General features: G+C 43.3%; 19 protein-coding genes and 1 pseudogene. 11 read left to right on the forward strand and 9 right to left on the reverse strand.

Annotated elements, in window-relative coordinates; genetic code table 11:
• Positions 1 to 404: 404 nt before the first annotated feature.
• Both IM479_RS05265 and IM479_RS05270 read left to right on the forward strand, forming a co-directional pair.
• Positions 405 to 632, forward strand: coding sequence for a hypothetical protein (locus tag IM479_RS05265; protein ID WP_287685975.1), 228 nt, complete (start codon positions 405 to 407; stop codon positions 630 to 632).
• Complete coding sequence (locus tag IM479_RS05270; protein ID WP_353737570.1) at positions 589 to 891, forward strand: type II toxin-antitoxin system RelE family toxin; 303 nt, start codon at positions 589 to 591, stop codon at positions 889 to 891. The genes IM479_RS05265 and IM479_RS05270 overlap by 44 nt, the downstream gene beginning before the upstream one ends.
• Before the next feature lie 262 nt (positions 892 to 1,153).
• Here the strand turns inward: IM479_RS05270 and psaK are convergent, their stop codons facing one another.
• Positions 1,154 to 1,420, reverse strand: a complete 267-nt coding sequence (gene psaK / locus IM479_RS05275) for a photosystem I reaction center subunit PsaK (RefSeq protein WP_286825552.1) — start codon at positions 1,418 to 1,420, stop codon at positions 1,154 to 1,156.
• A gap of 120 nt (positions 1,421 to 1,540) precedes the next feature.
• On the opposite strand from psaK, the gene IM479_RS05280 reads away from it, so the two are divergent.
• Entirely contained in the window at positions 1,541 to 2,179 is a 639-nt protein-coding gene (locus IM479_RS05280) for a phosphoribosylanthranilate isomerase (RefSeq protein ID WP_287685977.1), read from the forward strand.
• 125 nt (positions 2,180 to 2,304) lie between these two features.
• Here the strand turns inward: IM479_RS05280 and folE are convergent, their stop codons facing one another.
• The 3 genes from folE to IM479_RS05295 all read right to left on the reverse strand — a co-directional run bounded on the left by folE (position 2,305) and on the right by IM479_RS05295 (position 5,028).
• Positions 2,305 to 3,003 (reverse strand): GTP cyclohydrolase I FolE, encoded by a 699-nt coding sequence (gene folE / locus IM479_RS05285; protein ID WP_002738197.1) that lies wholly within the window; start codon positions 3,001 to 3,003, stop codon positions 2,305 to 2,307.
• Positions 3,004 to 3,052: 49 nt separating this feature from the next.
• Positions 3,053 to 3,781: an SDR family oxidoreductase gene (locus IM479_RS05290; RefSeq protein WP_287685978.1), complete on the reverse strand. Its 729-nt coding sequence runs from the start codon at positions 3,779 to 3,781 to the stop codon at positions 3,053 to 3,055.
• Positions 3,782 to 4,122: 341 nt separating this feature from the next.
• Positions 4,123 to 5,028, reverse strand: coding sequence for a hypothetical protein (locus tag IM479_RS05295; RefSeq protein ID WP_287685979.1), 906 nt, complete (start codon positions 5,026 to 5,028; stop codon positions 4,123 to 4,125).
• 44 nt (positions 5,029 to 5,072) lie between these two features.
• On the opposite strand from IM479_RS05295, the gene IM479_RS05300 reads away from it, so the two are divergent.
• Both IM479_RS05300 and IM479_RS05305 read left to right on the forward strand, forming a co-directional pair.
• Positions 5,073 to 5,480 carry a hypothetical protein gene (locus IM479_RS05300; protein WP_287685980.1) on the forward strand — a complete coding sequence of 136 codons (408 nt, stop codon included), beginning with the start codon at positions 5,073 to 5,075 and terminating at the stop codon, positions 5,478 to 5,480.
• 77 nt (positions 5,481 to 5,557) lie between these two features.
• The gene (locus IM479_RS05305) at positions 5,558 to 5,917 is read left to right on the forward strand and encodes a hypothetical protein (RefSeq protein WP_287685990.1); all 360 of its coding nucleotides are present in this window, start codon (positions 5,558 to 5,560) and stop codon (positions 5,915 to 5,917) included.
• On the opposite strand, the gene nblS is transcribed toward IM479_RS05305, so the two are convergent.
• The 3 genes from nblS to IM479_RS05320 all read right to left on the reverse strand — a co-directional run bounded on the left by nblS (position 5,898) and on the right by IM479_RS05320 (position 8,606).
• The gene (gene nblS, locus IM479_RS05310) at positions 5,898 to 7,889 is read right to left on the reverse strand and encodes a two-component system sensor histidine kinase NblS (RefSeq protein WP_287685981.1); all 1,992 of its coding nucleotides are present in this window, start codon (positions 7,887 to 7,889) and stop codon (positions 5,898 to 5,900) included. The two genes, IM479_RS05305 and nblS, sit on opposite strands and share 20 nt — an antisense overlap.
• Before the next feature lie 114 nt (positions 7,890 to 8,003).
• On the reverse strand, positions 8,004 to 8,351 hold the full coding sequence (locus tag IM479_RS05315; protein ID WP_287673449.1) for a DUF4359 domain-containing protein: 348 nt from the start codon (positions 8,349 to 8,351) through the stop codon (positions 8,004 to 8,006).
• Positions 8,352 to 8,426: 75 nt separating this feature from the next.
• Positions 8,427 to 8,606 carry a replication restart DNA helicase PriA gene (locus tag IM479_RS05320; protein ID WP_287709263.1) on the reverse strand — a complete coding sequence of 60 codons (180 nt, stop codon included), beginning with the start codon at positions 8,604 to 8,606 and terminating at the stop codon, positions 8,427 to 8,429.
• Between the two features lie 291 nt (positions 8,607 to 8,897).
• On the opposite strand from IM479_RS05320, the gene IM479_RS05325 reads away from it, so the two are divergent.
• The 5 genes from IM479_RS05325 (at position 8,898) to IM479_RS05345 (ending at position 17,695) form a co-directional block, all read left to right on the forward strand.
• On the forward strand, positions 8,898 to 10,034 hold the full coding sequence (locus IM479_RS05325; protein ID WP_287685983.1) for a glycosyltransferase: 1,137 nt from the start codon (positions 8,898 to 8,900) through the stop codon (positions 10,032 to 10,034).
• Between the two features lie 237 nt (positions 10,035 to 10,271).
• The gene (locus IM479_RS05330; RefSeq protein ID WP_287685984.1) at positions 10,272 to 11,126 is read left to right on the forward strand and encodes a hypothetical protein; all 855 of its coding nucleotides are present in this window, start codon (positions 10,272 to 10,274) and stop codon (positions 11,124 to 11,126) included.
• Between the two features lie 211 nt (positions 11,127 to 11,337).
• On the forward strand, positions 11,338 to 12,537 hold the full coding sequence (locus IM479_RS05335; RefSeq protein ID WP_287685985.1) for a hypothetical protein: 1,200 nt from the start codon (positions 11,338 to 11,340) through the stop codon (positions 12,535 to 12,537).
• A gap of 6 nt (positions 12,538 to 12,543) precedes the next feature.
• The gene (locus IM479_RS05340) at positions 12,544 to 15,846 is read left to right on the forward strand and encodes an efflux RND transporter permease subunit (RefSeq protein WP_287685986.1); all 3,303 of its coding nucleotides are present in this window, start codon (positions 12,544 to 12,546) and stop codon (positions 15,844 to 15,846) included.
• A gap of 283 nt (positions 15,847 to 16,129) precedes the next feature.
• Entirely contained in the window at positions 16,130 to 17,695 is a 1,566-nt protein-coding gene (locus IM479_RS05345; protein WP_287685987.1) for a cation:proton antiporter, read from the forward strand.
• A gap of 18 nt (positions 17,696 to 17,713) precedes the next feature.
• On the opposite strand, the gene IM479_RS05350 is transcribed toward IM479_RS05345, so the two are convergent.
• Positions 17,714 to 18,463 carry an amino acid ABC transporter ATP-binding protein gene (locus tag IM479_RS05350; protein WP_287685988.1) on the reverse strand — a complete coding sequence of 250 codons (750 nt, stop codon included), beginning with the start codon at positions 18,461 to 18,463 and terminating at the stop codon, positions 17,714 to 17,716.
• A 12-nt stretch (positions 18,464 to 18,475) separates the two neighbouring features.
• Positions 18,476 to 18,925, reverse strand: a complete 450-nt coding sequence (locus tag IM479_RS05355) for a DUF29 domain-containing protein (protein WP_287685989.1) — start codon at positions 18,923 to 18,925, stop codon at positions 18,476 to 18,478.
• Positions 18,926 to 19,125: 200 nt separating this feature from the next.
• Here IM479_RS05355 and IM479_RS05360 point away from each other — a divergent pair.
• Positions 19,126 to 19,743 (forward strand): annotated as a pseudogene (locus tag IM479_RS05360) (type I restriction endonuclease); the annotation flags it as partial.
• Positions 19,744 to 19,882: the final 139 nt, after the last annotated feature.

Below are 19,882 nucleotides of genomic sequence, written 5' to 3' on the forward strand. Positions count from 1 at the left end.
AATAAAGCTGAGAGGGAATCCGAACTAGGGAAGTATTCGGAGGTCTGTGCCAGATTGTGTCTCGGTGCGGTAGTCTCTACTTGCGTCGCCTAAATTGGTCTAGGCAAGCCCCGTCCCTTTTAGGGCGGGGTTAGTGACCGGTGTTTTCTCTAGCATCGATCGCTCACTTTTACTTAGTTGCTTAAGCAAATTTTACCAGGCTGACAAAAAAGCCTGAAAAATCAACATAATAACTTCCTAAATTTTACGATCTAATTGCTCATCAAGATGAAGTGTAACCTAATTTGGTATCGACCACCGACTCCCCAAAACGAAAACTGCCTACCTGATCATCAAGATAACTGCTGTAAGAAACCCGTTTTCTTGATCTGCTGCTAGAATTCAAGTAGATTGGAGGAAAATATATGGAGCCGGCAAACACCTTAGATGCTCTAATGCTCAAAACCATCATCAAGGAAAGCGTCCGCGAAGTTATGCGGGAAGAATGGTTGAAATTATTCGAGATGCTGATTCCCTATGTTGATGATATGGAACAAGCTGACATAGAAGCAACCTTTAATCCTGTTGATTACAAAGACGACGGCTTCGTTGATATTACAGGCTGGTTTAATCGTGAAGATCAGGATCAGTAGATCAGCCAATGAATTTTTGGAGAAACTAGATGCCAATGGCCGAAAATCTGTTTTGACTAAAATTGGTATTCTCAAAACCTGCCTTGAAACTCAAAACGTTTATCCCCCTGAAGAACTTGATATCAAAAAACTTAAAGGTGAGTTAAAAGGATTCTCCATAATTCGTGTTGGCCAAATGCGAGTTATTTTTGAAATCGGCAAGGAGACAGACGAAATCTTTATTTATGAGATTAACTTTAGAGGCAATATTTACGATTAATTAAGCGATTAGCAACGTTCGGATTTACCAATTATTTTCGATACTTCTTTCCGCAGCCATCTAACTTTCAGGGGTTAATTTAGCCAATACTGCTTCTTCTTCGTCAGCAAAGTATCCAGCTTTGAGAGTTCAAAAATGAGAAAAATAGGGATGAAGTTGCCTAAAATCTCTTTATGCTTAGTTCTCCTGACTACTGACTACTGGCTCCTTACTCCTCTCTCTGAGGTTTACTGATTACTGGTCACTGATTACTGGTCACTGATTAGAGAATACCTGCATTAGAAAGACCGAGAACCAGTCCCGCACCGAGAATATGGCCAAAACTCATGGTAGCCAATAATTCCGGCAGACCGAAGCTTTTTTTCGAGGCTAACTGCGGCAAGGGTAAAGCAGGGCCGGCCCCGGTATTTTGGATGGCAAAATAACCGATAACGAACGCTACTAGGTTAGCTAAGGTCATGGTAATGCCGACGGATAAATTCCAGGGAATGGTTTGAGCGGTGGCGAAAAGTAAGGCAGAAGGGATCATTGGCGCTCCAGTCTTGATAAGATTTTGTTAACCACAGGGCATTATAAAAAGCTCTTAACCCGAAACTGCTTTTTGTTTGAATACTTAACAGTTTTTGTAACGTTTTGTGAATAAGATTAAATGCGAATTAAAATTTGCGGCATTACCCAACCGGACCAAGGACGAGCGATCGCTACTTGCGGAGCTACGGCTTTAGGTTTTATCCTCGTACCTAGTTCGCCTCGTTACGTCAAAATCGAGCAAATTAACGCCATTATCGCCGCAATACCCGACAAAATTGATTTTATCGGGGTTTTTGCCGACGAGCAACCCGAAATTATTCAGCAAATAATTATTAAAACACCCTTGACAAGTGTGCAGTTACATGGTGAAGAATCTCCCGAATATTGCCAAAGGTTGCGGCAATTATTACCCGACCGGGAAATTATCAAAGCTTTACGGATTAAAGACAGAGAAAGTTGGGAAAAGTCGGCAATTTACTTCAATAGCGTCGATACTTTACTGTTAGATGCCTACCATCCCCAATTGCTCGGCGGTACGGGACATACCTTAGACTGGCAAGCCTTAGCCAGTTTTTCGCCCCCCTTGCCCTGGTTTCTGGCCGGAGGACTCAACCCCTATAATATTAGTGAAGCTTTAACTCGGCTGCACCCCCAGGGTATTGATGTCTCTAGCGGCGTTGAGCGATCGCCGGGTGATAAAGACCTCAAAAAAGTCGCCCTCTTGCTAGAGCGACTGCAAAAATTCAGGGATCAGTGATCAGTTATCACTGATCAGTTAGAAGGTTTTGGGTTTTAGGGTGTTGGGGTGTTAGGGTTTTAGGGTTTTAGTTGAATTTCCCCATTTCTCCATTTCCCCATTTCCCCATTTCCCCATCTCCGGGACTAGAAGAAATTGGGTTTATGACGGATCAGGTTAAGATACTCCTCGCGGGTTTTTTGCTCGTCTTGGAAGACTCCTAACATGGCGCTGGTGACAGTCCAGGAGCCCGGTTTCTGCACCCCGCGCATCACCATGCACATATGGGTTGCTTCCATGACTACCGCAACCCCTTGGGGGTCGAGAATTTCTTGAATCGCTTCGGCAATCTGACGGGTGAGGCGCTCTTGGACCTGTAAACGACGGGAATACATTTCCACAATGCGGGCCAATTTACTTAATCCGACCACCTTTTGGTTAGGAATATAGGCAACGTGGGCCCGCCCCATGAAGGGTAACATATGATGTTCACAGAGACTAAAGAAGTCAATATCGCGCACTAATACCATCTCATTATGACCTTCATCGAAGATCGCACCATTAACGAGGGTTTCTAGGGATTGTTGATAGCCTTGGGTGAGAAACTGCATCGCTTCGGCCACACGCTTGGGGGTTTTTAATAAACCTTCTCTTTCGGGGTCTTCCCCCACCGAGATCAGGATATTTCTGACCGCATCCATCATCTGTTCTTTGTTTTCGTCGGAAGTTGGATGAATTTGAGCGGTTTTGCCATTGTGGGTGTTGCGATCGGGGCGAGTGGTCACGCGTGCTTGAATAGCGTCGGTTAAATTACCGTTTAAACCGTTAGAAGAAGCTATGGTCATAATGAAGATGCCTGTAGGCGAATTGATTGATAAATAGAAGTATTTCGGGTTATAATGCCCCCGCACTGGGCATAATGGTCATCGTTTCCACTACGGCCTGTTTGGGCAGTAACACCGCTTGCAGAATGGCCTGAGCGATGATATCCGGGGTTAACATGGCCGAGCGATCGAAATCTGCTTTGACGCTATCGCTGTCCCAGATGGGAGTATTGACAGCCCCGGGGATGATAATCGTGACGCGAATGGCGTGAGCCCGCTCCTCGAGGGCTAAAATGCGAGAAAATGCCACTAATCCAGCTTTGCTGACACTATAAGCCCCCCAATCAGGAAAAAAATTATCGGCGGCGATCGAGGAAACATTAACGATCGTGCCTCCCCCCTGTTGACGCATGGCTGGTAAAATCCCTTGCACACACTGGTAAACACTGGTTAAATTCAGATCGATCACCCGCTGCCAGTCTGACAAAGGTGTGTCGGCCAAGGGGTTTGTGTAACCCATGCCAGCATTATTGATCAGGATATCGATCGGTCCGGATTCTTGGGCGATTTTAGCGATACTAGGAGCTACTTCCAGGATATCTGCCAAATCTAAGGGGTAAGCTTGGGCTGATACGCCTAAATCTGCCGCCATTCCCGCCACGGTTGCCAATCTTTGCTGATCGCGACCGATTAAAACCAGATTAATTCCCGCCTTGGCGAAAGCGAGGGCGGTTTCTTTGCCGATGCCGCTGCCGGCTCCGGTGATCAGCGCTCGCTGTTGACGAATAACAGAGTTCATGGTATAGTTTGAAATCTCTTAATTCTTGGTAGTTAGGGCAAAATTTTGGCGGTCGGGGGAACCCTAGAAAAGTTTAAGGGAGTTGGGTTAGATCGGAGCAATTTTTCTCGCACCAAAATTGCTGCAGCCCACCCGGGTGGGGGGAAGCATTGACTATCGGGTAGGTTCAAGATTAAGAATCGTTACAAAATTTTACCTAGCCAATTATAGCACTGTTAAGTCAGGGATCACTAATTTTTGTGTATATCTAGATATCTAACCAGCGAGGGGAAAAAGCGGACTGGTGGGCGAGAATTCTTGAGGCTGTCTTTGTCTGTAACTCCCTCCCCCCGCGCTCAAAACTACTCACCAGAGGAGATGGCAGCGGTGGGTTGAGTGCGATTGACAATCACCACTCGATCGCCGACAACGGGACTTCTAGCGAGGAGAATTCCCTCGTTATCCCTCATTTCCAAGCGGCGAAAATCGAGACTTTGGCAACGTTGAAAAACCGAATTAGCCAATTTATCCTGTTGTGATGCCTCCAGACTATACCAATTATCGCCCAAAATAACTACTAGACGACTAGCCAAAAAATCCGCTTCTACGGTAGAAATAATACCGGCGGGATAACGAGTAGTTAAATCGGTAATTTCCGCTTGAATGGCTGCGACTAAACTTTGTTCGGGAGTTAATCGCGGTTTTGCTTTGGTAATCGGGACGGGAATCGGTGCCTCTGGTGCGATTAATTCTGGGGGAGTTTCGATAATTTCCCCGGCTGCCGGGGAAGGACTAGAGACAACTTCAGGCATATTTTCGGCAATTTCCGCAGGATTTTTCGGTAAACTGACCACAGCTACTAATAGGATAGTGACTAAACTTCCTGTTAACAAGCCGGTAATTAACCAATCAGGAATTTTTTCCCTAATTCCCCCCGGTAAAAGTCGGCGAATTTTGCTCAAAATCGTCGTCCACCACCCTTCCACCTGCTCGAAATCCGGTAAAATATCGTCGATTCCCTCCGCTGCTTCGATTGGAGAATCTGGGGTTAAACTTTGCTCAACTTCTGCGAATTCGTCTGGTTTTAAAGCAGCGGCTAACTGTTGCGTTGAGTTAAGAAGATTATCAACAGCAACTTTTGGGGGTAACACTGTCCCCGTTCCCGTGTTAAGTTGGGAAACGATCGAATTTAACTGCTCGATCGCCTCTTGTAGTCGGATCACTGTTTCTGCTTGGCTGAAATTCTCTCGCTCATTTGGTTGAGTCATAATCTTTGTTAACTCGCTGCCATTCTTTTTCAAAATATCATTCTATGCGCCGTTTTCTCGGTTTTTTAACCAGTATTTTGCTTGTCTTCCTGACTGCTTGTGGTAGTGTCACTCCCCCGCAAGAATTTGCCCCCGACGGAGAAATCGTCGCCAAAGCCCTTTTATTACAATTTCGTCACACATCCGATCGCCTTAGTCAATCTTTACAGATCGATGATCCGCAGGTAAAAATTGCTAAAATTAATGTCACCAGTCTGGAACCGCTTTATGTGGGCAATTTACCCGCTTATCACTTGCAGGGAGATTATGATCTAACTCTACAATTGCCCCATCAAAAAGATAGCAAACAACACAACAATTTTGATCTTTATTTACAAAGACAGATCGAGGGGAAAACTTGGCGTTTACTCGAAGAAGTTGCCTCACAATGGCGCAGCTATTTAGTGAAATAACCGGAAAAAGCCCGGGGATTTTGCTATAGTCTATGATCAACAGCAATGATAATCCTCAAAGGGAAAATTTAGCGATTATGATTACCTGTCCTCGTTGTCAGCACAAGGTCGATAGTCAAGCCTTGCAATGTCCCTACTGTTTTAATATTTTCAAGGCCTATGGTCATCCCGGCATGACCCTGCATCAAGCTGTCACCGGCGAGTTTTTATGCCAAACTTGTCTTTATCATGGCGATGATAGCTGTAATTTTCCCCAACGTCCCTACGCCACCAGCTGCACTTTATACAAAAATAGCCAAATGATAGCAGAAAAAATTCCTCCTCTCCCTCTCCCTAGGGTTTTTAAAAATTGGTGTCTCAGAAATAAGGGATTATTGCTATTATTAACCCTGATTTTGGGCAGTATTGCCCTAGCTTTTATAAACTCACGTCGTTAATTTTCTTGCTGGCGATCAAGCCTTGATATAGCTCTAGATCGAACCAGAAAGTTGTGCCAATTCCCACTTCACTAATCAAATTAATTTGACTATAGTGCTTTTCAATAATATTTTTGACGATCGATAATCCTAATCCCGTCCCTTCTAGGGTATGAACGCGATTTTCTACCCGATAGAAGCGATCGAATATGGCACTTTGATCCTCGGCATCGATGCCAATACCAGTATCGGATACTTCCACGCGAATTTTGGGAGTTTCTTGGGGATTATCTCTGCTTATTTTATAGGCACGAATCACCACTTTACCGCCAGCAGGAGTAAATTTTAGGGAGTTACCGACTAGATTAGTTAATACCTGTAAAAGTAGATCATAATGACCTAAAATTGGTAGTAAATTGGCTTCAATTTCCGAGCTTAATTCTAGTCCTTTATCCCTAGCATTGAGTTGATAGGTTCTTAGGGTTTGTTCGATTAATTGTCCGATATCGATCGCATCTAAGTTATAGTTACGGGAGGATTCTAAGCGAGAAAGATCGAGAACATCATTAACCAAACGAGTTAAGCGATCGGTTTCATGATTAGCGGTTTCTAAAAACTCTCTTTTTTCTGTATCGCTGAGATCCTCACCAAATTCTGTCAGGGTTTCAATAAAAGATTTGATGTTAAATAAAGGGGTTCTTAACTCATGGGAAACATTGCTGATAAATTGACTTTTTGCCTCATTTAATTCTGTTTCTCTGGTGATATCCTGTAGCGTCATGGCAATTCCCCGGACATTCTCCCGATGCTGATCGAATACCTGAGTTAACAAAAGGCGAATTGTCCGGGTTTTCGGGTTAGTTAAAGATAATCTAAATTCTGCTGGGGAATAGTTATTATTTTCCTGATCAATAACAGCATTTTTCTGATTTTGATTAGCCGATTCTTCTGGTTGGAGGGTTTCTCCTGCCGCAATTTGATAGAGAGGTTTAGTTAGTCTAACCGTTAACTCCGAAGGAAAAAGATGTAGAACATTTTGACCGATAATTTCCCGATCTTCCCAGCCAAATATTTCCCGAGCTGCGGGATTAATTAATAATAATTGAAAATTCGTATCTAAGAGAATTGCTCCATCAGCAATAGTGGACATTAACGTATCTAGTTTAGCTTTTTCGGCGGTCATTTCTTCGATATTTTGTTCTTCGTATCGTTCTAACTTTTCCGCCATTTCATTAAAACTGAGAATTAATTCTCCTAACTCTCCTCCCAGGGGTAAATCAACGCGCTGCTTAAAATTTCCTGCTGCAATATTTTTGACCCCGACTAATAACTCCTTGATCGGTTTGGTGATAGTTAAAGCATTAAAAACCGCCCCCAGAATCACCATAGCCCAAATCGAGACAAAAACGGCAATAGTCACATCACGGGTTAGATTAGAAGAAGCGACCACAATAGCGTTAGGATTGATCCCGATCGCTAATACTCCCAAATATTTGCCTTCATGATTTAAGGGAACAAAGACATCGGTTACTTCACCGTCGGGGGTTTTATGCTGACGGACGAGGGGAGTTTCCGAATTTTCGCCATAATTTTCTGGTAATTGAATGCGACGCTCAATCGTCAGGGAGTTCTTAACTTCGGCGGTAGAATAGGGAATGCCGAAAAATATCTGACCCTCCTCGTTAGCGTAGATCAAATAACGCACACTGGAGGTACTACTATAAAAACGGGCTGAAAAACGGGCTAAATCGGTTAAATTGTCCTCAGCAATCAGAGGGGAGACATTAGCGGCTAATAACAGCCCTAAATCCCGACCAAAACGGGTATCATTGAGACGGACATCCTGCTGGATCGTGTTAACCGCCCAAAAGGTTAAACCACTCATCAACAAAGAAACGGCTAAAGTAGCCGCGGCCATTAATTTAGTTTGGAGAGTGAACTCGGACCACCAACGGGCGATCGCTTCTCGGAGAATGAGCAGAAAATTAAACACGGTTAGGCAGGATTAATCGGTGTTCTTGAGGAGTCTATCGCTCAAATCGCGGGTTAACACGATCATCTTAACTCATTATTAAGCTGGTAGCGGTTAAGCTGGCAGTAATCTCGCCTAAGTCTCCGAGAAAGTCAAGAAATGCCCAAAAGCGCCCAGAGTTCTAATTTTAGCTACCCCTGGTACTTCTGTGGTGTAAATACTGAACACACCTAAATTTTGCCGTTGACTAGAGGTTTCGATCGCTGGTTTTAAGATTTGATTTTTGATCAGATTTCTGGCTGCCACTGGTAAAGAATCGATCGAGTCACAGAGACTGATTTTCTCGCAAGCGATTTTGTCGGCATGAGCGAGAAGTTTTTCCGAGGCGTATTCGCTGTAAAGTTCTTGGGGTGGATTGGTAAATCCCATAATCCCCGCTACCACCCCCAAGGCGATCGCTCCCTTGAAGAAATTACCCCCCATAGCTACTTAGCTCCTTAATTTTGTCTTCTCCACTCTATTTTGACAAGACATTTTCGATCTGGCTAGGGAGCGGTGTTAATTTCTTAAGCCAATACCGAGTGCATAGCACTCTAGTACATTTCCCGTGAGACTGCAACTAATTAACAGATAATCACAGTGAGAACAGGCGGTGCTAACGAGATGGTGTTCTAAAATATGCTGTCTTTCGGCAAAATTTCCACAATTAGGACAGCGTACCTGTTGCAGGGTGATCATAGCAAACCTCATTAATTAGTTATCTTTTGTATATAAAGCTAGTTTTTCTTGATCCCAATCGGTTTAAGTCTATTTTTTCCTTGATCCCCATTATGGAGTCGCTCATCTGATCTTGCTAGTAATTTTTACCAAACTTTGCAATTTTTCTTGAAAATTTTAATAATTTCTTTCTGGTGTTTTTTACCGTGATCGGATATGTGTCGGTAATTTTGGGCAAGAGAACCAGTAAGTGAACTTTTAAACTGCCGATCCCTTACTGCTATAATTACGGCTGAGATTATTGATTATCCTATGAAGTACGCTCTGGTTCACGAGTGGTTAACCCCAAAAGCGACGGGGGGATCAGAATTAGTGGTTAGGGAGATTTTACAATGTCTAGAGGCGGATTTATACGCTTTGATCGATTTTGAGTCCACCAATCCCGATAGTTATCTCTATGGTCGCTCGATCGGGACAACTTTTCTGCAAAATTTCCCGAAAGCGAGAAATGGCGTACAAAAATACTTACCTTTTCTTCCCCTAGCGATCGAGCAGTTAAATTTAGAGGGTTATGATGTAATTTTATCCTCCTCCCATTGTGTGGCTAAAGGGGTTTTAATTCGACCGGATCAGGTGCACATTTGTTATTGTCACACTCCGATGCGTTATGCTTGGGATTTAACTTTTGACTATCTAGCTAATAGTAAGTTAGGACAGGGATTACCCGGTATTTTCACCCGTTATCTCTTGCATGGGTTGCGTCAGTGGGATGTGATTTCTGCTAATCGTGTGGACTATTTTCTGGCTAATTCCCACCACACCGCTAGACGAATTTGGCGCTGTTATCGACGGGAGGCAAAAGTCATTTATCCTCCCGTACAAATCGAGCGTTTTCCCTACCAAGAGAAAAAAGAAGATTTTTATTTAGTAGTCTCTCGTTTGGTTAGTTATAAAAAAGTCCCTTTAATTGTGGAAGCGTTTAATCAATTGGGATTACCCCTAGTGGTTATTGGAGATGGTCCACAAATGTCTTTAATCCGACAGTTAGCGAGGAATAATATTCAGATTTTAGGTTCCGTGTCCGATCGAATAGTAGCAGAATATATGTCGAAAGCAAAAGCGTTTATTTATGCTGCTTGTGAGGATTTTGGTATTGCTTTAGTGGAAGCGCAAGCTTGTGGTACTCCCGTGATTGCATTTGCTGCCGGAGGTGCTTTAGAAACCGTGCGAGAGCTGCGGGAAAATTCTCCCCAGGGAACAGGATTACTTTTTGGGGAACAAAATCCCCAATCCTTGCTGGAAGCGGTTAAATATTTTGTTGATCACGGTGATAAAATTGATCCAGAAAATTGTCGGCAACAGGCTAATAGATTTACTCCAGAGGTTTTTAGAAATGCTTACAGTTTGTTTATAGAGGAACAAATTAACTTAATGGTCAAACAATCCTAGCACTATAGCTGATCTTATTTTTTGTATTCTCAATTACGATTCACCCACAAATATGAGAATTTATTTTCACTTTTAGCACAGCCGTTTCTCTGATACATGAGGCTTGTTTTTGCCTCTGAAATGCTTGATTAGCCAAGATTAATCCGTACTTCACCTTTACGAGAAGGCCCTGTCTGATTGACAAAATTAGATAAAAAGACGATACTTGTGATCGAAATAATTACTGGATGAGATTCTATGAATATCCCTCAAAAACTGAGTAAAGATGCTTTGATACTGACGGCCGCTATCAATCCAGGAGCTACACCTTACGTCAAGATGTCCGATCCAGAAGAACGATTGTTTCAGTATTTATGTAGTTTAGTTTCCTGGATTCAATTTTCTAATATTTCACCAATTATTTTTTGTGAAAATACTGGCTATGACTACGACTACAGCCAAATTATTCAAATGGCTAAAAATTTTAATAAACATTTGGAAATTTTATTATTTGTAGGTAATAATGAGTCTTATAAATATGGCAAAGGCTGGGGAGAGGGCAAAATTATTGAATATGTATTTAAAAATAGTAAAGTTTTGCATCAGCAGAATCGTTTTTACAAAATTACTGGTCAATATTTTTTAAAAAATTGCAATGAAATCATCGATTTACACCAAGAATATGATAATATTTTCGTTCAAAGTAAAATTCGAGAACAATACTCCGATAGATTATACAAATATCCTCCAAATATTAGCCCAACTGAAGCTTTAAGAATCACCTATCGCTCTTTAAAAAAATCTTTATTCTATCTCAAAACAGGACAGGGATTTAGTAGACCAAACGTGGATTATCGAATTAAAACATTTTTCTATAAAGCTAACATTAGATTTTTTCAAGAAAATCTTCTAAAATCTTACAAAAAAGTCAATGATCGAGAAGGATATGTTCTTGAAAAAGTTTATTGTGATGACTTAAAAAATCGAGACTTTTTACAAAATTTTCTCCTCAAACCTCAATTTATCGGTCGTTCAGGTACAGGAGGACACTTACTCAGCGGCTTAGATTATGACGAATCTATTAAAACACTAGCGAGAAGCTTAATGACTTAATCAAAAGATAAATTTACCTGCTGGTAAATTATAATAAATTTACCAGCTTGTCGAGTTGAGGGAATTTTGTCAGGACGAGGAGAGAAGAATCACGGCTGCATACTAGGAAAGAATCAAAGTTGTTGCTTATATCGACTCAGGTTAGCGAGGACTGTAGGGTTTTTGTAGAATAAATATAACTTGTGATGACAGAAAAGGGAGGATTATAGCCGTGCCTTGGAATCGAGTTAATCAATGGGTAGAAAGACGCTCTTTAGGGGCCTTAGAATCAGCTTATCAGAGAGCGCTGAAAATTAAAGCGATCGAAGATAAACATTTTGGGGGACAAAAAATTTCCCCGGCTGCCGTGGGAGGAAAAAGTGTTTATGATTACTTTCAAAGTACCCTAGAACGAGAATTATTACAGATACGTCTCGATTTAACTCAAGTGCGTCTGGGTAATTTTCTTAACCCGCAAACTAACCCAGAAAATAATAACATCCTAGAGACTTTAAAGGCGATCGAGGATATTATTGGTAAATATCGCCTAGATTTAGAGGAATTGCTGCCCCCATTACCCACAAATCAAACCCCAAATCTGCCTAATGCCAATCTCACTGGTGATACCCCCAGGGATAAAAATAACCAGACAATTTCTCCTGCAACCAGTAATAAATTTTTTAACTTCCGGCAAGAATTAACCCCAGAATACGAACAAACCGTTATTAAACAACTCCGTACCCTGCGACAACAGCAACGGATTGCTATTCGTTTTATCCTGATTATTATTTTAGTTCCTCTCTTGGTGCAGGTTATTAGTAGAAACTTTATTTTTAGCCCTATTTTAAACTATTTTGGTGTGGATAGAGCGAAAATATCAGAAGTTTATATTTCTCAGGAAATTGGCGAAAAATATCTCAGGGAATTTGCTAGACTTCAAGAAATTGAAGAAATCAAGCACGTTTTAGGAGTAGCAAAAGCAGGGCATGAATCAGAAGAAAATTTTCAAGAACAGGTGCAGGAATTATTTAAAGAAGCGGGTTATGAAAGTCAAGATGGTTGGAAAAACTTACTCTCCGATATTACCGGATTAATAGCCTTTATTGCGGTCTTAATTTTTGGTCGTCAACAATTGGCAATTACGCGAGCCTATGTTAGTCGTTATTTTCTCAGCTTAAATGATATCACCAAAGCCTTTATCTTTATTCTCTTTACCGATATATTTGTCGGGTTTCACTCGGCGGAGGGGTGGACGGTAATCTTAGAAACTTTGTTCCGGCACTTTGGTTGGCGGGAAAATATTACATTTATTAGCTTGTTTGTGGCCACGGTTCCCGTTATCCTAGATACCATCTTTAAACTATTAATATTTAACTATCTGACTCGCAAATCTCCCACCGCAGCGACTATCCTAGAAAAGATGAACCAGTAACGCCCTATGATCCTTAGTATTGCCGATACCTTCATTAAAAGACCCGTTCTGACCACAGTTTGCTCGATTTTAATCGTTTTGCTCGGAGCGATCGCTATTCCCTTTTTACCCCTAGAAAAACTGCCCCAGTTGGCATTTATTCAGGTAGCGGTAAATGCCAACTATTTGGGAACCGATGCCAAAACCGTACAGGATAACGTTACCACGGTACTCGATCGGCAGATTAACGGGACAGAACAGATTGTTTATATGCAGTCCCAGAGTACCAACACCGGACAAAGTACGGTGAATGTCTTTTTCCCAGTGGAAATGGATCGTAACATTGCCCAAGTCTTGGTACAAAACCGTGTCAGTACCGCCGCCGCTAGTTTACCGGAAGAAGTGAACCGGCAGGGGGTGACAACCAATACCCAATCCCCCAGCGTTACCCTTGCCTACGGGATTTCCGCCAAACCGGACGAAAAGGGCAATTATCCCTACGATACGGTCTTTTTAAGTAACTTTGTCGATCGGGTCATCGATGCGGAGATTCGCCGGATCGAGGGAGTTGGTAGTACAACAATCATCGGAGAAAGGGAATACGCCCTGCGTTTTTGGCTTAATCCTGATGCTTTAGCCGCTAGGAATGTATCGGCGGCCGAAGTAGTACAGGCAATCCGAGAACAGAATATTCAGGTGGGTGCAGGGACAATTGGCGGTGATCCCAGTCCCGAGGATCAGCAATTCCAGATCGCCATTCGCGCCGTTGGTAGGGTTGCCACCGGGGAGGAAGCGGAAAATATCGTCGTCAAAGTGGGGGAAAATGGCGATTTAATCCGAATTAAAGACGTAGGACGCGCAGAAATCGGAGCCGAAAGCTACAGTACCGCCGCCTATTTCGACAAATCCCCCGCCGTTGTCTATATCGTCTATCAGTTACCCGGTTCCAACGCTTGGAATACTGCCAAACTGGTAAAAGAAAAAATGGCGGAACTAGAACCAAGTTTCCCCCCGGGGTTAAATATCGCCATTACCCTCGATAATACCGCCTTTGTCGCCGCTTCCCTGGAAGAAGCCTTTAGCACTCTGGTTGAGGCGATTTTACTGGTTATTCTAGTCATTTTTATCTTCCTTCAGGATTGGCGCACCACGATCATTCCGGCGATCGCTATTCCCGTATCTTTGATCGGAACCATGGCCGTCGCCCTGGCTTTAGGCTATTCTCTCAATAACCTCTCCTTGTTTGCCGTCATTCTGGCCACCGGTTTAGTGGTGGACGACGGCATCGTGATCGTAGAAGCGGTATCGGAAAAATTACGGCAGGGAATGCGGCCATTTCAAGCTGCCCTTGATGCCATGGGCGAGTTAACCTCGGCGGTTATTGCTAGTTCTCTTGTACTACTAGCGGTGTTTATTCCCGTCACCTTCTTCCCCGGTACGGTGGGGATCGTTTATCGACAATTTGCCGTCATCATCTCCGCTTCAATTATCATCTCCACCTTTAACGCCCTCAGTTTTTCCCCCACCATGTCGGCGATTATCATGAAAGCGCCCCAACGCACCCGCGGACCCTTGGGACTGTTTTTCGAGGGCTTTAATCGGGGTTTCAACGCAGTTAAAGAGGGCTATCGAAGCTCGATCGAATTCCTGATCCGCATCCGGTTTCTGGTCTTACCCTTCTTTATTGCCGCCCTCTTTCTCACAGCTTGGAGTTATAGCACCACTCCCCAGGGTTTTATCCCCGAAGAAGACCAAGGTTATGCCTTTATCCTCGTGCAAGCACCCCCCGGGGTTTCCCTGCGCTACACCGACCGGGTTATCCGTCAGATTAACGAAGAAATTCTCGACGGTATCGAAGAAATCGATCACTTTGTCGGAATGGCGGGCTTTAGTTTTGCCGGAACTGGCAGTAACCAAGGACTATTTTTTGTCAAGTTAAAAGAATGGTCGGAACGGCCTGGCGAAGATAAGTCGGTTTTCGGGATTCTTAGGAAAATTAACCAACAATTAGCCACTAAAGTCCCAGATGCTCGCGCTTTCGCCGTTAATGCGCCCCCCGTGGATGGATTAAGTTCTACCGGCGGTTTCGAGTTATTTATCCAAAACCGCGCTTCTTTCCCCATGGACGCTTTGATTGCCAACGCTAATAAAGTCATGGCCGAGGCCCGAACAAGACCGGAATTATCGGGAATTTTCACCCAATTTACCACCGACACGCCGATGCTGGAACTTTCCATCAATCGCAACCAGCTACAGGCACAAAACGTCGATATGCAGGCCGTTTTCGCTACCCTGCAAACCTATCTCGGTTCCAACTTCGTCAACCAATTCGTCTTGGGCGATCGCTTGTATCGAGTCTTTGCCCAAGCAGAAGCGGATTATCGTTCTAATCCTGAAGATATTAACCGTCTTTACGTCCGTTCCCGTACCGGGGCCAATATTCCCCTATCGGGTTTAGTTAGCGTCAAACGCTTCACCTATCCACCGATTATCACTAACTTTAACCTCTATCCCTCGATTAACGTTCAGGGTAATCCCGCCCCCGGTTTTAGTACGGGACAGGCGATCGCAGTGATGGAAGATGTTTGTCGGAAAGTCCTGCAGCCCGGTTTCGGTTACGCTTGGACGGGTACAGCTTTCCAAGAAAAAACTTCCGCCGGGGCTGCTCCAGTTATCTTCGGATTAGCCTTTATCGTGGTTTTCCTCGTCCTTGCGGCCCAGTACGAAAGCTACATTGACCCGATTATCATCATGATTACCGTTCCCCTAGCGATCCTAGGTGCCATGGGGGCCTTACTGTTGCGGGCGAATTTCCTACAAGTGGGTAGTCTGTTCCCGGCGGTGAATAATAATATCTATGCTCAGGTGGCTTTGGTCATGTTGATCGGTTTAGCGGCAAAAAATGCGATTTTAATCGTGGAATTCGCTAACCAGTCCCGTACTTTGGGTTTAAGTATTCCCGATGCGGCAGCCCGGGCCTCGACGGAACGCTTAAGACCGATTCTGATGACGGCTATTTCTGGTTTAGTCGGTTTCTTGCCCTTGGTTATCGCTTCCGGCGCTGGAGCGATGAGTCGTTGGTCTCTGGGAACTGCAATTTTAGGCGGTTATCTGATTTCGACGGTGTTGAGTTTATTTCTCGTCCCGGTGTTGTATGTGCTGATCAAACAGTTCGAGGCCCGATTCCTCTCCTCGAAACCCCCGAAAAGTGGCGGTTCTGGCAATGGTAAAACTCCCTCTCTCGGTGGGGAAAGGAATACATCAGAAACCTCCATAGAAGAAGGGGCCATTTCCGCTTTGAAAATCTCTCCTCAGTCAACGAATGACTAGGGTTTTGGGGTTTTGGGGTTTTGGGGTTTTGGGGTTTTGGGGTTTTGGGGTTTTGGGGTTTTAGGGTTTTAGGGTTTTAGGGTTTTAGGGTTTTGGGGTTTTGGGGTATTAGTTGAAATTCCCCCACCTTCCCACTTCTCCCCCGCAACGAACGCGCACGAAGTGGTCTCCCCACTTTCCCCATCACCCCACTTCCCCATCACCCCACTTCCCCACCTCCCCACACCCCACACCCCACACCCTACACCCCACACCCCACACCCATCTCTGATAACTGAAAATAATGAGTCTAGAATCTACTGCTAACGAAGCGATCGCTCATAATTTAGAGCAATTCCTGCTGGTTTTGACCATTTCCTTGAGTGTCGCCACTTTATCGAGAACCGTTGCCTTCCTCCGCAAAATTCCCTACACCCTGCTGTTAGTTATTGTCGGTATGGGTTTAGCTTTTTTAGATTTGCGTCTAGTTAATCTTTCCCCGGAATTAATTCTGGAAATTTTTCTGCCTCCCCTCCTTTTTGAAGCCGCTTGGAATATTCCCTGGGCTAAATTAAAGGCATATTGGGTTACTATCGTCCTTTTTGCCGTTATCGGGGTGATTATCTCCGTTTTGGGAGTCGCTTATCCCCTACATATTTTTGCCAATTTACCCCTATCGATCGCTTTTCTGTTGGGTGCTGCCCTAGCTGCCACCGATCCCGTCTCTGTGATTGCCCTATTTAAAGAATTGGGGGCCAGTAAAAAACTGACGATCCTGATGGAAGGGGAAAGTCTCTTTAATGATGGGGTCGCTGTGGTCGCTTTCGTCCTCTTGGTAGGGATTCCCTTGGGAGTCGATACCTTTTCCGTCCCCGTCACGATCGCTCGTTTCTGCACCTTTGTGGGGATTGGGATCGGTGTCGGTTGCGTGATCGGTTTCGGCATTTCCTACCTTACCCAACGCTTCGATCTGCCTTTTGTGGAACAGTCCCTGACTCTAGTTTCTGCTTACGGAACCTATCTCGTCACGGAAAAATTAGGCGGATCCGGTGTGATTGGGGTGGTAATTGTCGGGATTATTCTCGGTAATCTCGGTTCGCGCATTGGTATGAGTCCCCGTACGCGCTTGGTAGTTAGCGAATTTTGGGAATTTATCGCCTTTTTTGTCAATTCTATCATCTTTTTACTGATTGGCGATCAAACCCGTTTTGAGAGTCTCGGCAGTCATTTAACCGGGATTTTAATAGCGATCGCCGCTATGGTGGTTTCCCGTCTGTTCTCAATTTTTGGACTAGGGGGAATTAGTAACCTAATTACGGGCAATCAGATCAGTTTTAAGGAAAGAACGGTGTTATGGTGGGGAGGATTGCGCGGTTCGGTTTCGATCGCCCTAGCGTTAAGTGTTCCTACTACTATCCCCTACCGTCAAGAAATTATTGACGTGGTTTTTGGGGTGGTTTTATTTACTTTATTGGTGCAAGGATTATCTATACAATGGCTGTTAAATTTCCTCGATCTTATTGGTGATCAACCGATTCGCGCCGAATATTCGGCCTTAATTGCTCGTCAAATTGCTTTAACTAGGGTTGCTAATTATCTGCAACAACCAGAACGTTTTCCCGATATCGATCCCGAATTTTATCGCTACAAAAAAACTCTGGTGGAAGGACAATTAAAGTCCTTAGGCGATCAGTTGCAAAAATTACTACAGCAACACCCACAATTAAAAGATGTGGTAGCCGAACAATTTCAAGATACTTTACTCGATATCGAAGCTAATACCTACGCAGAATTAATTAGAGCCGGTCGTTTAAATGAAAATCTCGTTCCCCTTTTAGTCGAGGTAGAAGCAGAAAAAGAGATGGTTTAATCATCAAGTCATGGAAAATCAAAGAATTTTTGCTAAAAATTGCTGAGTTCGATCGGATTGGGGATGATTAAAAAATTCTGCTGGGGGGGCAATTTCTAAAATTAAACCCTGATCCATAAATACCACTCGATCGGCCACTTCTCGCGCAAATCCTACCTCGTGGGTGACACAAACCATGGTCATCCCCGATTTGGCTAAACTTTGCATCGTTTCCAAGACTTCTCGTACCATTTCTGGGTCTAAAGCTGAGGTCGGTTCATCGAATAACATCACTTTCGGTTGCATGGCCAAAGCGCGCACAATTGCCACCCGCTGCTGTTGTCCTCCCGATAACTGAGGGGGATATTTAAGCGCTTGTTCGAGAATACCGACTTTTTCGAGGAGTTTTGTCGCTATTTCCTCCGCTTGCGCTTTTTTCCAACCGCGCACCCACATCGGTCCGAGGGTGACATTATCTAATACCGTCAGATGGGGAAAGAGGTTAAATTGTTGAAAAACCATCCCGACTTCCTGACGGATTGCCTCGATATTTTTCAGGTTGTGGGACACAGTTATTCCGTCAATAATAATGCGGCCTTTTTGATAGGATTCCAACCCGTTAAAAGTGCGAATAAAGGTGGATTTTCCTGAACCGGACGGCCCCATAATCACGACAACTTCCTGTTTATTAACGGTGAGATTGACTCCCCGCAACGCATGAAAGCGGTTATCGTACCATTTTTCCACAGCTTCGGCAATTATACTCGGTTCACTGTTGTGAGAGTCCATATTTTTGAGAGTTTATTGATTATCTGTATCGGGAAACCACTGTTTCTCAAGAATTTGTGTCAGAGAGTAGGGACAAATTATCGGTAAATTTTTTAATCCTGTCTTTTTTTCGGCAATTAAGCGAGCGTTTTCATAGATATTCCCTAACTCTAGTTCTAGAAATTTAGTTAAATTGGTGGTGAGCTTATCTTCTAATTGTACTCGAAAAGTGATAATCTCTGCTGCCCAATAATTACTATTTCTTGCTCTTTCTGTTGTCCAAAATTGATAGAGTAGGAGATGGATTATTATTGGTAAACTTAAACTTTTAACAGCAGTTTTTTCGCTTCGTACCAAAGCTGCCAACTCCTCGATTAAATGTTCGTAATCTACCCGATCGAACTGACGATTTTTTAATAACTCGATCGTCTCGCTTAACCAGCGATCATACTCCCGTTCATAAAGCTGTTCTAAAGCAAGCATTGTCCTTGATTAAATGGGGAGATTATTAAAAATAACCCGTTCCTAGGAATGATAGCACAAAAGATATGAACGGTACGGGATTAGTGTAAATATTTGTGAATTAATAATGATGACAGTAAAAAATGCTTGACCATGAGGTAAAAAAAAGGTTAAATTATGGTTAGGCTGAGAACCCACACATCCTAGATAATGAGGCTATCATGGAAATCGATAAACTCAAAGAAATTGCTCAAAAAGTTGAAACCTCTCGTTCTCAAATCCAAAACGAACAGGCAACCAAAACAGCTTTTATTATGCCTTTTTTGCAAGCATGGGGTTACGATGTATTCAATCCCATGGAAGTTCACCCCGAATATAGTGCCGATTTAACTGGATTAAAAGGGGAAAAAGTAGATTATGCTATTTGTTTGGACAATCAACCGATTATTTTGATGGAATGTAAAAGCTGTCATCAAAATCTTGAGCATCCTAAACATAGTTCCCAACTGCATCGATATTTTAATGCAACTGGAGCTAACTTTGGAGTTTTAACTAATGGGATTATCTATCGGTTTTATACGGATATCGTCAAGGATAATATCATGGACGATAAGCCATTTTTTGAGTTTAACATTCTCGACTTTGACGACTCTTCTGTTAACGAATTAAAACGATTTTCTAAATCTAGCACTAGCACATCTGACTTCAATTCTGGCAAAATAAAAGAGGCTGCTCGCAATTTATTGTACACCAAAGAAGTTAAAAAAGTGATTGCCCAGCAATTAAATGATCCTTCCCCCGAATTTGTTAAGTTTTTTGTTAGTCATGTATATTCTGGGGGAGCATCTCACCTTTGCAATAAGTAGAAATGCTTAATGATCTCAATAAAAAAGTTAAAAAAGGCAACCATTTAGATAAGCACAGCGATGACGAAGGACTTGCGGTACATTACCAGATTCCCAACTTGCACCAGTAATT

Origin of the sequence: Microcystis sp. M165S2, from assembly GCF_020245885.1 — a bacterium.
In the GTDB taxonomy this organism is placed as follows: Bacteria; Cyanobacteriota; Cyanobacteriia; order Cyanobacteriales; family Microcystaceae; genus Microcystis.